The sequence below is a fragment of the Chryseobacterium sp. CG10_8 genome (genome assembly GCF_058117085.1).
On the sequence record NZ_JBYVEB010000025.1, the window covers coordinates 1 to 15,906 of the forward strand.

Sequence of the window (15,906 nt, forward strand, 5' to 3'; positions counted from 1 at the left end):
TACTTTAGTAAAATAGTTTTCTATTTATGTTTTTTTAGAGTAGACATAAATTTAAAATAAAAAACACATGTCAAAAAACACAAAATGGGAGAAACTCATTTTATTGATGAGTTTTATGTTACTTGTCTTTAGTTGTAGGCAAGATGTTTTGAAGGATCAGGATCATGAATATAATACCAATGCTTCAAAATTTGAGTTAGTACAATTAGATGATATTCCTAATGTTACAAGTTTTGTTAAAGTCAAAACAGGGAGGAATGATCTAAAGATTCCTTTGAAAGAAAATCTTAGCAACTCCTCGCTTGCAAGAGGAAACATTGATTTTGCTAATTTGGAAAGTTCGATTATTCTGAAGAAAATCGAAAAGGATTGTAACTATTATATTTTCAATCTCGAAAATACAGGTGATGAAAATACCATTTACAATTTTGAAGCAAAAGAAGTTGATGGAAAAATTATTGAAGCAAAAGTTTTAGAATATTTATCGGATATCCCTTATGGAGATAATCCTTTTGATGTATTCCAAAAATTTTCAGGGAGAATAAGCGCATATAGTCTACAGGGTGCGCTAATATCGTCTGTGAGCTTTATAGATGGGCAAAGTCCCTGCTCTTCCGAGCCAGGGTATCCTTCTTCTGGGAGTCCAGGAGGAGGGGGAGGAGATTTTTCTGGTATAGAAATACCACCTAATAACAGTTATCCCACAAATCCAGGGTACCCATCATGGCCGAGTTACCCCTCAGGTCCAATAAGCGGGGGAGGTGGAGGCGGGGGCAGCTCAGGAAGTACTGAACCCCCTATAGGTAATTGCACAGATGATAATTGGGTATTAGCATCTGTTTTAGCGACCGATGGAAACGGGCATGGTATTGGAGTTTTTGTAAATGGTTGTGGTCATAGAGCACTAAGAACATTTTCAATTGCTGCGGACGGTACGTTTACTTCTTACGGACGATTGTCTAGTCAATGTAATGATGGTTCTGGGGTTGTACTAATTGGACATCCACGCTTAGATGATCCATGCACAAAAACAAAGACTATACAAGAAAATACTGAGATTCAAGGAAAAGTAGATTTGCTTAAAGAAAAATCTAAAGTAAAGGGAGAACAAGGGTTTAATATAAGTGCAGATGGTACATCTTCTGCAATGATAGACGGCGGGGATTATGAAGTAGCTTTAGGTCCAACTGCAGGCTATCAAGGAGGGTATCATAACCATCCTTTCGGTCGCGGTATTAAGATATTTTCTCCAAGTGATATCAAAAAATTACTTCAATATGGAATCGCACAACCAATGAATGAAATTATTAACGCTTTTTTTGGTGTAATTTCATCTGAAGTTTGTGGTACATGTACGGGAGGCTATACATATCAACATTATATTATTAGATTTACTGGAAGTGTGCAAGAATTGACTAATTTTGTTTATAGTTCTTGGAACATTGAAGAATTAGAGAGGTGGTATGTGGAAGAGGAAGATTTTTTAAGTGAGAATTCTAATTATTCTGATAACGGTGGAATAAAATTAAATATTAAAGGATTAGAAAAACTATTTTTTAATACGCTACAAAAAATGGGAATGCAAAATAAAGTGTCTTTACAACGTGTGGATGATGGAGGGGGAGTGCTAAATGTAAATATAGATGCTATTACTGGATTACCAGTAGAAGTTGCTTGTCCTTAAACATAAAAACCAAACATTATGAAAAAAATTAAAGTACTACGGGGTTGCCTTATTATAGTTTTTTTTGCTATTTCTTGTAAGGCTCAGCAAATTTATCCTTTGAATACAGATCATAATACTATTCCAAATTTTGCACATATGAAAGATCTTGATAACCAATTGTCTCAATTCGTGGGCGAATATCATGCTTATTATGATGGATACTTGATTAAACTTTTTTTAACAAAAGTAGTTGACAAACAAGTAAAATATGGTGATAAAATTTTTTATCGGGATGTCATTGTTATAAAGTATATTATACAAAATAGTACTGGTATAATAGTTCAGGATACACAGAACAGCTTATTATCTTCAGGAATTAATGAAATTGAAAGTTTACGATTTAAAGGAAACCATAGTAATATATTATCATTTGTATATTCTGGCACTAATTGTTCTATTGGTTTTGGGAAAATAATCCTAAGAAAGATTAGTAATACACAGCTTTCTTGGGACTATCGTCCAAATGGAGGGCTTTCGGATAATTGTCCAGTTGGGACAGATAAGACGGTTTATCTTCCAAATACTGATAATCTTATATTTACCAAGCATTAGTATTTGGGATGATGTTTGCCGATTATTTTAAAGTTGAGGAGAGTTTACAATCTTGAGGAATAGAAAGATACTTAAGAGGCTATGTTTTTTGATAGCCTCTTTGTTTTATTCGAAGGTATCAAGAATTTTTTCCCACTTGATGCTTATCAGTTTGGGATATTCTTTCGGCTGTCCATTCTAATTTTTTTACAAAAGCTTTTTGACGCTCTTTACAAATAGAAAGGGAGCATATTTCACATGAAAAAGGCTTGCAATCATCCATGTGGAAGTTAAATTCTACTTTTCGGTCTGTGTTAGCAGCAATTTGTTTAATCATATCTTCCATGATTTCATGTGATTCTCGAAGCGAATCGTAGTAAGGAAGGGTAACATGGGCGTCAATATGCAGGCGACTTCCGTGTTGTTGAATTCTCGTATTGTGGATGTCAATCCATTGTGGCTTACGGTTTTCTTCAAGAAATTTTGCCAATCGACCCAACATGTCAAGGTCAGCTTCATCCATGATTCCGCTTAATGATTTTCTAATAATCTTATATCCAACAAACATGATATAGGCTCCAAAAACTAAGGCAACCACAGCGTCTAACCAATAAAGTTTGGTTAAATACACAATGATTAAACTAATTACGACTCCTCCCGTTGTAATTGTATCACTTTGCAGGTGTTTTCCAGAACTCTGAAGCACGAGTGAATTGTCTTTCAATCCTTTTTGGTACGAAATGTACCCCATTAGATAATTGACGATGGCCGTTCCTGCGATAATGAAAATTCCGTAATCAAGTTTGTCGAGTTTGACTCCTGAAATAAGAGAATTAACAGACTCTACAATAATCATAACCCCTGCAAAAATAATAAGTGCGCCTTCGACTCCGGAGGTCACAAATTCTATTTTTCCATGTCCATAAGGATGTTCTAAATCTTTGGGTTTTGAGGCAAGATGTAGAGAATAAAGTCCCATAAATGCGGCGATGATGTTGACGATACTTTCCATAGCGTCAGAAAATACTGCATCGGAATTGGTTAATTGCCAAGCAATGAGTTTTCCAACAAAAAGAATGATTCCTACAATGGCAACATTTCGTTGAAAAATAAAATTGGCTTTATCTTGATTAGCTTCAGGTTTCATGAATGAAATAATAAAAGTTTTAATAGTCTAACAAAAAATCCCGCTGTTCTGCGGGATTGTGTTTTATACAAATTTTTGAGCGACCAAGTACTCTGCGATTTGCACCGCATTGGTTGCTGCTCCTTTCCGTAGGTTGTCTGCAACTACCCACATATTGAGGGTATTGGGTTGTGAAGGGTCTCTTCTCAGCCTTCCTACAAAAACCTCGTCTTTTCCTTCAGAATAAAAGCACATAGGATATACTTTGTTAGCAGGGTCGTCTTGTAGAACCACCCCAGGTGTATTACTTAAAATTGCTTTGACTTCATCCATATCAAAGTCATTTTCAAATTCTAAGTTAATACTTTCGGAATGTCCTCCTTGTACAGGAATCCTTACTGCCGTTGCTGTTATTTTCAAAGAATCGTCACCCATGATTTTTTTAGGTTCCTTCATCAACTTTAATTCTTCCTTTGTATAATCGTCTTCGTCAAACACATCACATTGTGGTAAAGCGTTTTTGAAGATTTGATAAGGATAAACTTTTGGAACTGAATGATCTCCTGCAATTTCAGCATTAAGTTGGTCAACAGCCGCTTTCCCAGTTCCAGAAACGGATTGGTAAGTGGATACTATAATACGTTTGATCTTATACTTTTTATGTAGAGGATTAATCGCCATTACCATTTGAATGGTTGAACAATTAGGATTAGCAATAATCTTGTCGTCCTTAGTGATTGCGTCAGCATTGATTTCTGGCACAACTAATTTTTTAGTTGGATCCATTCTCCAAGCGGAAGAATTGTCTACTACAAACGTACCCACTTCTGCAAACTTAGGCGCCCATTCCAAAGATGTTCCTCCACCTGCAGAAAAGATAGCGATTTCTGGTTTCATATTAACTGCGTCTTGCATAGAAACAATAGTGAAATCGTTTCCCCTATAATTAACCTTCTTGCCAACAGATTTTTCTGAGGCAACAGGAATTAATTCAGTGATTGGAAAATTACGTTCTTCAAGAACTTTTAACATTACCTGGCCAACCATTCCGGTGGCACCAACAACTGCGACTTTCATATATACATTAAAATGGTTAAAAATTAAATAGAAGTTCCAAAGAGTCTCCCCCATTGGAAAGCCCATAACATTAAGGCAAGAGCGACGAAAGCCATGATAACCCAAGTCATCTGCATTTTGTCATTTGTTTTTATTTTTTTGTTGAAAACAGTAAGGAGAACAGCGGCAATAATCATTGCTGTTGGATGTTCTACATACATGTTTCTAAGAGTAGCATCTTTCATTAGTTGTCCACTTGCTTTTGCAGCCTCAAATCCCGGTGAAAAGAAAAACAACATCACCAATCCAATGAGCGCCTGTGTGTGGAAGAAAATCATCGTAAAAAGGGTAGATTTTCTAAGAAATTTTGAAATTTTACCAGAGTATCCAAACATAGTTGCTAATAGCGCAATAACGAAAATGGCGGTGGTTAAAAGAATGAGATATGCGAATCCTCGGTGGGCATTAAGCATCAAATTGAAATCCATATTGTTAATCTAAAATTATTAGGTGCAAATATAAAAAAATCCCAGCATTTCGCTGGGATTTGATGTATAATAATAAGTTTTACTTATTAGAATCTATATGATACAGAAGCTGACCATGTTCTTCCGAAACCGAAGTATACGGTGTTACTTGTGTCTAATCCTTTATAGAAGTTAGATGGAGTATTCAAGTAAGTTTGGTATTTCTGTTCTGCAGTTGTTGTAACACCACCAGAAGTTGTAGTAGTAAAATCCGATAACTCTTTAACGTGAGTAGAAGATTTACCATCAGAAATATAAGTGGTATCAAGCAAGTTGTACACGTTCCCTGTAAGAATTAACTTTTGGTTGTTTCCAACATTAAATGTAAAAGACAAACCAAGATCGAAAAGATTATAGCTAGGATATTCTAATGAACCTTTTTTCCCGTTATTGGATATAGATCCATCAGATTTAACTAAGAAATCACTGAAGTTGATTTGACCATAATAGTTATTGTAGTAATTCCAGTTACCAAAAATGCTTAATTGCTTGATTGGCTTTACAGTAAATCCTAATGCAGCAGTATTTTGAGCAGCATCGGAAACTTTAACATCGTCTAGTTTGAAAGTTCCCTCTTCTTTGCCATCCACAACGATTACTGTTCCGTTATCATCCATTAGTGTTCCATAAGCGTCGCCTTTGTAGAACCAGTCTCCAATAGAGAACATTCCGTTGAATGTAAGGTAATCTGTCACTTTCAGAGTACCTTCAAATTCTACTCCCATGTGAGTTTCATCAATACCATTTACGTTTGCATATGGTCTATTATAAGTAACACCACCTGTTGTTATATTTGATAACCCAGTAAACCTTTGGTAACGATCTTTCCAAGAAGTATAATATAAATTGACATTTCCATTGAAGATTCTACTTCTAAAACCATAACCTAATTCAGCAGAAGCAATTTTTTCGTTCGTCAATCTTGAATTTACAATTTGTTGATTACCAGTTGCTCTACCGTCATTAGTATTGTATGCTTGGTTAGCCGATGTAGCTGGAGCAAGTGGCGAATTATAAACAGAGTTGAAGTTTGGTTGCTTAGAGTAGTATCCAACATTTACAAATACATTGTTGTGCTCATTAATGTTATAGTTGGCCCCGGCTTTTGCGTTATATCCAAAGATATATTTCATATCGGTCTTCGTGTTGACTGTTTGACCTTGTTGAATGGTTACTCCATCAATAATCCAGTTGTCAATTCTTCTAAATCCCTGCTCAGATGCAGATGCTTGAACGAAAGCCGAAAGATTATTATTAGAATATTCTACTTGTCCAAAAAGGCCTCCCCAAAGAACTTCTCCGTCATAGTTACGATAAACAATCTGATTTTTGTCTTTTACCGCCTTTACAAAAGGATTTGCTGAAGGAGCTGCATTTTGAACTAAAGTTACGTCATAACCTGCTGGGATATTCTTGTTGTCTTTTTCAACATATTTTGTATTACCCCAAAGATCAGTAAGTACGCCTGGGTGATAACCATAATAATATCTTCCGTCAAAACCAGCAGAGAAATTCCAGTTATCATTGATTTTATGTTGGAAATTAGATAGGATACCATACCAGTCATGAGAATTAATACTTGCTCTTCTAACTAAGCCATTGGTTCTTGTCGCAACACCTGGAGTAGTATTGACTTTGTTAATACCTGTTCCTGCACCAACAGAAGGATTCCAAGTCACTGCTTGACCTTGATTCCATGCAACTATATCATCAAATCTGATAAGCCCGTCTTCTGTTTTAGGTAGACTATTAATATTTGTACCATTGATGCTTCCAATTACACCTGTTCCTCCACCTCTTCCCCAAGAAGCATAACCCACTGTTGACAATTTAGAATTTTCTGAAATGTTCCAGTCCCAGTTGATTGAAGCTACAGGTTTGCTATAAAAGTTGATTGATTGCGAGTATTCTTCCCCGTTCAAATATCCCCAGTTCGAGTTATATTTTCTGTTAGGATCAGCAGCATAAACTTTATCTAATTTGCCATCACCCATATCTAAGAAAGTTGCTATAGAACTTTGGAAATTTTGCATGTGCCATTGAGGAGCACCAGTAAAAGTAAACTGCAAGTCATGCTTTTTGTTTGGTTGGAAACCTAAAGCAAAATAGTAGTTATATGCTTCAAATTGAGAAGCATCAATGTAAGTATTTCCAGCTGTTCTACCCATCAAAAATGATGCAGACCATCCTTTTGCGTTTTTACCAGTGTTGTAAGAGAACATTGATTTAAGGTATCCATCATTACCAAGCCCTACCATTACATTACCTTCTCTTTTTTTATCAGCTGCTCTTGTTACAATATTAACAGTTCCTCCAACAGAGGCAATTGCTAATTTTGATGCTCCAAGCCCTCTTTGTATCTGCATTGCAGAAGTTACGTCAGATAGACCTAACCAGTTAGACCAATATACAGCACCGTTTTCCATGTCGTTTACGGGAACACCATTAATCATAACTGCAGTGTTGTTGGTGTCAAAACCACGAATGTTCATTCTTCCATCTCCAAATCCACCACCACCTTTAGCTGCATAAATTGAAGGGGTTGACTTCAGAATTTCTGGAAATTCTTGGTTACCAAGTCTTTCAACTATTTGAGCCTCTTTGATTGTTGATACTGCTACAGGAGTTTTTCTATCCTTTGCAATATCCGCAACACCTGTAATTACAACCGTTTCGATGTTTTTCTCAGATTTGATTGTATCGCCAGATTGGGCATAAAAAAAGCTTACTGCTGTGCACATAAATGCCCCTGTAAGCAATGGTTTTTGAATTCTTTTTAAATTCATGATTCCTAATTTATTTAAAATAATTTGTGCAAAATTAGAAATGTATGAGTTAAGGTATGTTAACTAAATGTTAACATACATAATTTAACACTTGTAGTATTTTAATTATTTGATAATAAGTCGATTGTGGCTTCTTGTTTACGAAAATACGTTTCAATTTGGAATAGTTCTAAGTAAAATACTTAGTTAATTGTAGTTAAATTACTTTAAAGCTTTCAGACTCAAGTCCATATTTTCGGCGGAATGGGTTAATGCACCTGCCGAAATGTAATCGACTCCAGTTGCAGCAATAGATTTTAATCTATCTTTCGTAACTCCACCTGAAGCTTCGGTTTCTGATGCGTCGCCAATGAGTTCAACCGCTTTTTTCATCGTTTCGTTATCCATGTTGTCCAACATGATTCGGTCAACATTAGCTAAGATTGCTTCTTTAACTTCTTCTAAATTACGGGTTTCAACTTCGATTTTGAGCGGAAGATTATTTTTTTGAAGATAATCTTTTGCCATTTTTACAGCATTGGTGATATTTCCGTTGTAATCAATATGGTTATCCTTCAACATAATCATATCATACAATCCGTATCTATGATTGGTTCCTCCACCAATGGCGACCGCCCATTTTTCGCAGATTCTAAAATTAGGGGTGGTCTTTCTGGTATCTAATAACCTCGTGTGGGTTCCTTCTAATTCCTTGCTCCAGTCTTTTGTTAGGGTTGCGATTCCGCTCATGCGTTGCATACAGTTGAGGACAAGCCTTTCGGCGGAAAGGATTGAACGTGCTTTTCCTGTGACAATAAATGCGATATCACCATATTTAACTTCTTCTCCATCTTTTTTGAAGGCTTCTACTTTCATGTCTTCGTCAAAATACTTGAAAATAATCTGAGCTAACTCAACTCCAGCGAGGACGCAATCTTGTTTGACCAATAATTTAGCACTTTGTTCGAGATTTTCTGGTATGGTCGATAGTGTTGAATGATCACCATCTTGAAGGTCTTCAGCCAAAGCATTTTTAATAAATAATTCTAAAGCTTCTTTGGTTACGTATGGAGGAGTTTGCATCTTTTTAATTTTTTATACTGATGTTATTGAAGATCTTTATTGAAAAAAGCACCTTTGTTTTCTTTCATTTGAATCGAATGCTTAATAATCAAATAAGAAACGTTGACTAAGTTTCGGAGTTCTGAAAGTTGCGGCGACATAATCGAATAGTTGTACAACTCGGTCACTGCTTCGAAGATTTCCTCTTGCTTTTTCTTCGCAATTTGAAGTCTTTCGTTACTTCTCACAATCCCAACCAAGTCGCTCATCATTTCTTGTAATTGCTTTCTGAGGTATGTTATCAAAACCATTTCGTCCATCATTTTCATTCCTTCTTCATTCCATTCTGGGATTGCTTCCAAATCAGCATAGTTAAATTGGTCTTGCTTTAATAATTCAACAGATTTTATTGCAGCATTATGGCCAAAAACCAATCCTTCTAACAGAGAATTGGAGGCCAATCTATTGGCTCCATGCAACCCTGAATTAGTGCATTCTCCAACTGAGAAGAGGTTTTTAATAGAGCTTTGCCCGTCCATATCAACGTCGATTCCGCCCATTAAATAATGACAAGCAGGAACAACGGGAATTAATTGTTGAAATGGGTCTATGCCTTCATCCAAGCATTTTTGATAAATATTGGGAAAATGTTCCTTGAATTTTTGTTGATCCATGTGTCGGCAATCCAGCCCAACATATTCGTCACCCGTGATTTTCATTTCGCTGTCGATGGCTCTTGCTACAATGTCACGGGAGGCTAACTCTTCTCTTTCATCGTATTTGCTCATAAATGGTTGACCATCTTTTGTTCTCAATTTGGCTCCATCACCACGAACTGCTTCTGAAATCAAAAATAGCATTCCGTCCCTTTTAGAAAACATAGCTGTTGGATGGAATTGATAATACTGCATGTTGGAAACCTTTCCTCTTGCACGATGTACAAAGGCAATTCCGTCACCAGTAGCGATAATTGGATTGGTGGTATTTTTGTAAACATGACCTGCACCGCCAGTTGCGACTAAAGTAATTTTAGCAGTGATTTTTTTTACTTTTTTTGCTTTTTGGTCAAGAACATAAGCTCCGTAACAATGGATGTTATCTTGGTTAAGCTCTTTTCCAGGTACATGGTGTTCTGTAATGAGGTCAATCACGTAGTGATAATCGAACATTTCGATATTGGGAGATCTTTCTACGGTCTCCAATAAGGCCCTTTCAATTTCGAAGCCTGTAATATCTTTGTGATGAACAATTCGGTTTTCGGTGTGACCGCCTTCTCTTCCTAATTTGTAATCACCATCATTTTCTTTATCAAACTGAGTTCCCCAATCTACCAATTCTTGAAATCGATGAGGGCCTTCCTTAATGACCATCGCCACTACCTCACGGTTGTTTTCGCCGTCTCCGGCTCTCATGGTGTCTTGGATATGCTTTTCGAAATTATCTTTTGAGAAGTCGGTGACAACCGCAAGTCCGCCTTGAGCATACTTGGTATTGCTTTCGTCTTCATCGGATTTGGTCACGATAACGATTTTGGCTTCTGGCATTTGCTCAGAAATTTTAATGGCATAGGACAAACCGGATATTCCGGAACCGATGACCAAGACGTCTGCTTTTATCATGAATTGATTTTAGAGGGTGAAATATTTAGTTACAAAAATAGAAATAATTTGTCTTCGGGTTTTCTTACTTTTTTGAAATTTTGAAATAGGTCGTCTTCTGCACGGTAGCCGAGAGCAAGAGTGACGGTAATAGATTCGTTTTCGGTATCAATGTTGAGTATTTCTTCCATTTTATCAGGAATGAAACCTTCCATCGGACAGGTGTCAACTTCCTCGAGAGCTGCTGCAAACATCAGGTTGCCAAGCACGATATAACTTTGCTTCTCATTCCATAACTTCATGTCATAGTGATCGTGTTTTTCCAAATAGAATGAGATACTTTTTCTGAATGGTTCGAGTTGTTCCAAAGGAGTTTCTCTTACTTCAGAAATATGTCGAAAATATCCGTTAACATAATTTTCATCAATGTTTTTCTTGGTTAGAATAACGATTAAATGCGAACAAGTGGAAATTTGTGAGGGATTATAGAAAGCAGGCGTAATTTTTTGTTTCATTTCCTCACTTTCGATAACAAGTATTTTATAAGGTTGAAGACCAAGAGAACTTGCGGATAATCTTCCAGCTTGTAGAATGTTATCAAGAGTCTCTTTTGGTATTTTTTTCTCGGAATCGAATTTTTTTACGGAATATCTTTTGTTGAGCGCGTCGATATAGTTCATGAAACAAATATAAATATTTGTTGCGAGTTGATGAATTATCAATTTTAGGAATAATCTACCTATTGGGACGGGGACTTATTAAAAATCCAACTCAGTTTAACTAAAACAATCCGCCTTCTTCGGGGTTTTCGAAGTACTCGTCTATTTCCAAATTGTCAGAATTGGCGGCTTTTACGGCAAGTTGATCGCATCGCTCATTTTCGGGGTGACCATTATGACCTTTGATCCAATGGAATTTTGGATTGAATTTTTGAAAAAGAGGATAAAATCTTTTCCAAAGATCAGGGTTTTTGATTTTCTGAAAACCTTTCTTTTTCCATCCAAAAATCCAATTTTGATTGATGGCATCCGATACGTACTTGCTGTCTGTGTAGACATGGATGTCGTTTTCATTGGATTTTAATTTTTCTAAAGCAACAATCACCGCCAAAAGTTCCATTCGGTTGTTGGTTGTTTTTCGGAAACCTTTAGAAAATTCTTTTTCATAATTTTTTTCAGGAACGCGCATAAGAATTCCGTAACCACCTTTTCCGGGATTACCGCTGCAAGCGCCGTCTGTAAAAATTTCAATCTTCATTTTTTTTGATATGCAATAAGTGATTGGTAATGAGTGGTTTCCGAAAGTGCACAAAATTTTCCAAAAACTTCTTTTAGATCCAAAATTTTGGGAATTGAATAGTGAAAGTATGTATCACTTATTATCCATCAATTATCATTCATGTCTTAGTAAGGGAAATCATCATCGTCAAAATCATTCATAGATGATCCTGAAAGATTGGAGTTACTCGGTAGGTCGAAACTGCTTTTAGGGTCGCCAGTCACCGAAATCCTATCGAAACCACCTGGTTGGTCAATCTGTTCGAAATTAGATTGCTGATAGCCCATGTAATTTCCAAGTTGCAAATCGGTAAATTTTCCGAAATTTTTAAGGAATGAAAGTCTGGCTTCACCAACGGAACCATTTCTGTGTTTTGCCAAGATAATTTCGGCTTGGTTTTCAGTGGATGTCTGTGCGTCTTCTGGATCGTTGTCCCAAACGTTAATTTTGTAATACTCTGGACGGAAGATGAACGAAACGATATCCGCATCCTGCTCAATCGCTCCAGATTCCCTTAAGTCAGAAAGCTGAGGTCTTTTTCCTGGACGGTTTTCAACACTACGCGAAAGCTGAGATAATGCTATAACAGGAACGTTTAATTCTTTTGCAATCGCCTTCAAAGATCGAGAAATTGTCGCAATCTCTTGCTCTCGGTTTCCTCCTCCTTTTCCTTGATTAGCGGTCATTAACTGAAGGTAGTCTACCATGATAATTTTAACGCCATGCTGCATTACCAATCTTCGACATTTGGCTCTAAAGTCAAAAACCGAAAGGGAAGGGGTTTCGTCAATATATAAAGGTGCATTTTCTAATTCGGATACATTATGAAATAGTCGGCTCCATTCTTCGTCTGTCAGCGTTCCTTTTCTTAATTTTTCTGTGGAAATATTGGTTTCAGAAGAGATCATCCTTGTAATCAACTGAACGGATGCCATCTCTAAAGAGAACAATGCTAACGGAACTTTATGTTGAACGGTCATATTTCTCGCCATCGACAAAATAAATGCTGTTTTACCCATCGCAGGACGTGCTGCCACAATAATAAGGTCAGAATTTTGCCAACCTCCTGTCATTTCATCCAAAGCTTTGAAACCCGAAGGGACACCCGAAAGACCTTCTTTGTCTTTAAGGGCCTTGATACCTTCCAGTGCTTGTTTTACTAAGGAATTTGCTTTGTCAAATCCTTTTTTAATCGTTCCATTGGTAATGTCAAAAAAGGACTGTTCTGCTTGATCCAAAAGTTCAAAAACGTCAGTCGCTTCTTTGTAAGAGTTCTCAATCACATCGCCAGAAATGTTGATGAGTTTTCTTAGAATAAATTTTTCTAAGATAATTCTTACATGGTACTCAATGTGTGCGCTGGAAGAAACTCCTAAAGTTAAGTCGATGAGGTAATGGTCACCACCAGCAAGACTTAATTTTTCTGTTTTTTTTAATTCATTGATTACAGTTGCCAAATCCACAGGGTGGTTTTCTTCGTACAACTTAAGGATCGCACCATAAATGGTCTGATGTCTTGGGTCGTAAAAAACTTCAGGAGAAAGTAAATCATAAGAATAGTCCAAGCCTTTTTTATCAATTAAAAAGGTTCCTATTACAAGTCTTTCAAAATCTACCGCATTGGGAGGCATCTTCCCCGAAGAAATAGATAGCTCTCGGGCGTAATCTTTATTATTTACTGAAGGTAATTTGTCTTTTTCTGGCATGGTACAAATATAGTTTTTTTTGAATTTCGTTTTTCCATAAGTAGCTAACAAAAATAGCTAGTTGAGGCATAAGGTATTGACTGTCAAAATAAATGATTGTTAATAAAAAAAGCACCCAGTAATTAGGTGCTTTTAAATTATTTAAAATTTTGTCTTACTCTCTATTTTTGACGAGAATCCAGTTGGAATATTTAAACTGTTTCCCATTACCTGGTTCGGTCCAAGTTACCACATACCAGTAAGTTCCCGTGGATACTCTTTTGCCTCCTGCACTTCTTCCATTCCATTTATAGAAATTGGATTTGTTACCTTCTGCAATTTTGTTTCCATATCGGTCAAAGATGTCAATTTTGAGATCCTTTTTATACGATAGGGCAGAGTAGTCTATGTAGTCGTTAACATTGTCTCCGTTTGGTGTAATGGCATTGACAAAGTTAGGAACGGTAAGTTCTGTTGAAACAGGTTCGCAGTCATAAAAATCTTTAAGATAGATGGTGTTAAGTCCTCTAGGTACGATTGTAAAAACATTGGATTCTTGCCATACTATATTATCTAATGAATATTTGTAAGGAGGAGTTCCACCATTGACAGTAACAGTGACGGTATTATTGTTAATGTCTAGATAGGTGACAACTGGATTTTGTGCAGGTGAAACGGTTACTTTTTGTCTTGAAATACATCCTGTTGTACTGCTTTCTAAATCTACCCAATAAGTGCCAATTCCGACATGACTAATTGACTGTGTAGTGTCTCCTGTATTCCAAGTATAAGAAGCAAAACCACTTCCAGCATCAAGACTTGTGTAGTCTTCAATACAGATGGTTTTGTCTTGTAATACTGATGAATAAGTCGGTGGGATAACTGTAAGGGTGAGTTTTGCAATTTCCCAACAGCCAGTGGTATTAGTTACCTTAACATAGATATCTCTATTGGAGGAAGGGTATGCTGTAGTAGCACTACTTAATATCATATTGGTGTTATTAAGAGCGTCAGTTAAAGTTGGGAAATATTCGTAAGTAGCACCTGTTATTGCCGTTACATTTGCTGACGTTAAATCAAAAAATCCCATTGTTGGGGTCAACTCTTCAAAACAAGCTTTGACTTCATCGCTGTAAACAGTGAAAGTTGGATGGAAGTCTAACTCAATGGACACTACCGATTGACAGCCTATAGTGTTGGTAACAACCGCATATACAAGTCCTCCTGTTGCTTGATAAGAAGTAGCATTTGAAATCTGATTGGTTGCATTAATAGCATCTGTGTAAGTGGGGTAGAATACCGAAGTCCAAGTTGAGGCTGCAGATATATTGGCGCTTGTTAAATCGTAAATTCCTACTCCAGAATTATTATTGTTACAAGCATAGATGTGTCCTGTTGTTAGTGGTAATTGAGGGTAAAAAGCTAAAGTTATTGTTCCGATTCCCGAACAACCTTGTTGTGTAGTGACAACACCATACACTGTGGTTTCGGCACTAGTATAAGTCGTTGCATTGCTAATTGCATTGGTTCCAGCTTGCGCATCTGTCAATGTAGCATAATACTGAGTTGTCGTTCCTGTTCCTGTAAAAAGAACAGCAGTGGTTAGGTCAAACGTTGCCGATCCTACCTCTTTATTATTACAACCGAAAATCGTCACATTACTTGGAGTTATCGCGCCTTGAATAAAGTTGATGGTATTAGTTTGTTTGCAATTATTAATTGGATTGTTAGGGTTAGTTGGGTCGCTGTAATTTATTGCGTAATAATAAGTGTTGCTGGTCAATACGTTAATGGGTGTTGTAATCGGGCTTGTCCCCGTCAGCACATCGTTAACATTGTGATAGTAATTGATTACGAAATTTGGATTTCCGTTAAGTATTCCCGATGATAGGGTAGAGAAATCGAATAGTGTTGGGTCTGCACAGACAAGGATTTCTCCATCATGGTTTGGTCCCGGTTCTATAAATGGGTTAGGTTGTAATGTTGGATCATCGAAGGCAGAATCTAATGTAGCCGTGCCTCCCCAAGTCATAGAGAATCCATTTGCCGATTGCGAGAAATTATCAACAACCAAATAATATGTTTCTCCCGCAACAACATTTAATGCTGAACTAAAGGCTGGTCCGCCTGCAGTCTCCGAAGGTGAGGTTGCTGTTGAACTCAAACCAGTAGGGCCATCCGCTGCTGAATAATTACATCGGATTGGTTGTCCTGTTGGTGTCCCTATCTGTGAGCAAGGAATGTTGGGGCCATATACAGCAAAATCATAATCATCCGCAAAAACGTTAGGATTTATTGTGAAGGTTAGTGTTCCTGTTGTAGCAGCGGTAAAGGAATACCAGACAGTAAAGTTTTCATCCGAGCTTAAGCAACCTCCAAGCTCCTCATCTACTGAGCCAGGGCCAGAAGGAGTGTAAGAAATATCCGAATTGCCGCAAACGGGAAGTGCAGAAGAACAATCTGATTGTCCGTATGCTAAATGAGCTGATATGAATAGTAAAAAGTAAAATAGTTTTTTCATGATTATTTTATTAATCGACTAATGTGATTTT

The 15,906-nt window shown here is 36.9% G+C and carries 12 protein-coding genes; 2 read left to right on the forward strand and 10 right to left on the reverse strand.

Going from position 1 to position 15,906, the window contains the following annotated elements:
- Window positions 1–67 precede the first annotated feature (67 nt).
- Entirely contained in the window at window positions 68–1,684 is a 1,617-nt protein-coding gene (locus AC4AGG_RS06190) for a hypothetical protein (RefSeq protein ID WP_489771120.1), read from the forward strand.
- An 18-nt stretch (window positions 1,685–1,702) separates the two neighbouring features.
- Window positions 1,703–2,278 carry a DUF6705 family protein gene (locus AC4AGG_RS06195; protein ID WP_489771121.1) on the forward strand — a complete coding sequence of 192 codons (576 nt, stop codon included), beginning with the start codon at window positions 1,703–1,705 and terminating at the stop codon, window positions 2,276–2,278.
- A 118-nt stretch (window positions 2,279–2,396) separates the two neighbouring features.
- Here AC4AGG_RS06195 and AC4AGG_RS06200 read toward each other — a convergent pair whose 3' ends face one another.
- The 10 genes from AC4AGG_RS06200 to AC4AGG_RS06245 form a co-directional block, all read right to left on the reverse strand.
- Window positions 2,397–3,404 (reverse strand): cation diffusion facilitator family transporter, encoded by a 1,008-nt coding sequence (locus tag AC4AGG_RS06200; protein WP_489771122.1) that lies wholly within the window; start codon window positions 3,402–3,404, stop codon window positions 2,397–2,399.
- A gap of 63 nt (window positions 3,405–3,467) precedes the next feature.
- The gene (locus AC4AGG_RS06205; protein WP_489771123.1) at window positions 3,468–4,460 is read right to left on the reverse strand and encodes an aspartate-semialdehyde dehydrogenase; all 993 of its coding nucleotides are present in this window, start codon (window positions 4,458–4,460) and stop codon (window positions 3,468–3,470) included.
- A gap of 23 nt (window positions 4,461–4,483) precedes the next feature.
- Window positions 4,484–4,927: a hypothetical protein gene (locus AC4AGG_RS06210; protein WP_489771124.1), complete on the reverse strand. Its 444-nt coding sequence runs from the start codon at window positions 4,925–4,927 to the stop codon at window positions 4,484–4,486.
- An 86-nt stretch (window positions 4,928–5,013) separates the two neighbouring features.
- Entirely contained in the window at window positions 5,014–7,752 is a 2,739-nt protein-coding gene (locus tag AC4AGG_RS06215; RefSeq protein ID WP_489771125.1) for a TonB-dependent receptor, read from the reverse strand.
- A 201-nt stretch (window positions 7,753–7,953) separates the two neighbouring features.
- Entirely contained in the window at window positions 7,954–8,814 is an 861-nt protein-coding gene (gene nadC / locus AC4AGG_RS06220) for a carboxylating nicotinate-nucleotide diphosphorylase (protein ID WP_489771126.1), read from the reverse strand.
- A 23-nt stretch (window positions 8,815–8,837) separates the two neighbouring features.
- Window positions 8,838–10,412: an L-aspartate oxidase gene (nadB, locus tag AC4AGG_RS06225; RefSeq protein WP_489771127.1), complete on the reverse strand. Its 1,575-nt coding sequence runs from the start codon at window positions 10,410–10,412 to the stop codon at window positions 8,838–8,840.
- A gap of 29 nt (window positions 10,413–10,441) precedes the next feature.
- Window positions 10,442–11,071, reverse strand: a complete 630-nt coding sequence (locus AC4AGG_RS06230; protein WP_489771128.1) for an NAD(P)H-dependent oxidoreductase — start codon at window positions 11,069–11,071, stop codon at window positions 10,442–10,444.
- Window positions 11,072–11,171: 100 nt separating this feature from the next.
- Window positions 11,172–11,648 carry a ribonuclease HI gene (gene rnhA, locus AC4AGG_RS06235; RefSeq protein WP_489771129.1) on the reverse strand — a complete coding sequence of 159 codons (477 nt, stop codon included), beginning with the start codon at window positions 11,646–11,648 and terminating at the stop codon, window positions 11,172–11,174.
- A gap of 146 nt (window positions 11,649–11,794) precedes the next feature.
- The gene (dnaB, locus tag AC4AGG_RS06240; protein WP_489771130.1) at window positions 11,795–13,375 is read right to left on the reverse strand and encodes a replicative DNA helicase; all 1,581 of its coding nucleotides are present in this window, start codon (window positions 13,373–13,375) and stop codon (window positions 11,795–11,797) included.
- 154 nt (window positions 13,376–13,529) lie between these two features.
- Window positions 13,530–15,875: a T9SS type B sorting domain-containing protein gene (locus AC4AGG_RS06245; protein WP_489771131.1), complete on the reverse strand. Its 2,346-nt coding sequence runs from the start codon at window positions 15,873–15,875 to the stop codon at window positions 13,530–13,532.
- Window positions 15,876–15,906: the final 31 nt, after the last annotated feature.

Coding starts and splice junctions, on each gene's coding strand:
- AC4AGG_RS06190 (WP_489771120.1), top strand. CDS start 68: ATGTCAAAAAACACAAAATGGGAGAAACTCATTTTATTGATGAGTTTT.
- AC4AGG_RS06195 (WP_489771121.1), top strand. CDS start 1,703: ATGAAAAAAATTAAAGTACTACGGGGTTGCCTTATTATAGTTTTTTTT.
- AC4AGG_RS06200 (WP_489771122.1), bottom strand. CDS start 3,404: ATGAAACCTGAAGCTAATCAAGATAAAGCCAATTTTATTTTTCAACGA.
- AC4AGG_RS06205 (WP_489771123.1), bottom strand. CDS start 4,460: ATGAAAGTCGCAGTTGTTGGTGCCACCGGAATGGTTGGCCAGGTAATG.
- AC4AGG_RS06210 (WP_489771124.1), bottom strand. CDS start 4,927: ATGGATTTCAATTTGATGCTTAATGCCCACCGAGGATTCGCATATCTC.
- AC4AGG_RS06215 (WP_489771125.1), bottom strand. CDS start 7,752: ATGAATTTAAAAAGAATTCAAAAACCATTGCTTACAGGGGCATTTATG.
- nadC (WP_489771126.1), bottom strand. CDS start 8,814: ATGCAAACTCCTCCATACGTAACCAAAGAAGCTTTAGAATTATTTATT.
- nadB (WP_489771127.1), bottom strand. CDS start 10,412: ATGATAAAAGCAGACGTCTTGGTCATCGGTTCCGGAATATCCGGTTTG.
- AC4AGG_RS06230 (WP_489771128.1), bottom strand. CDS start 11,071: ATGAACTATATCGACGCGCTCAACAAAAGATATTCCGTAAAAAAATTC.
- rnhA (WP_489771129.1), bottom strand. CDS start 11,648: ATGAAGATTGAAATTTTTACAGACGGCGCTTGCAGCGGTAATCCCGGA.
- dnaB (WP_489771130.1), bottom strand. CDS start 13,375: ATGCCAGAAAAAGACAAATTACCTTCAGTAAATAATAAAGATTACGCC.
- AC4AGG_RS06245 (WP_489771131.1), bottom strand. CDS start 15,875: ATGAAAAAACTATTTTACTTTTTACTATTCATATCAGCTCATTTAGCA.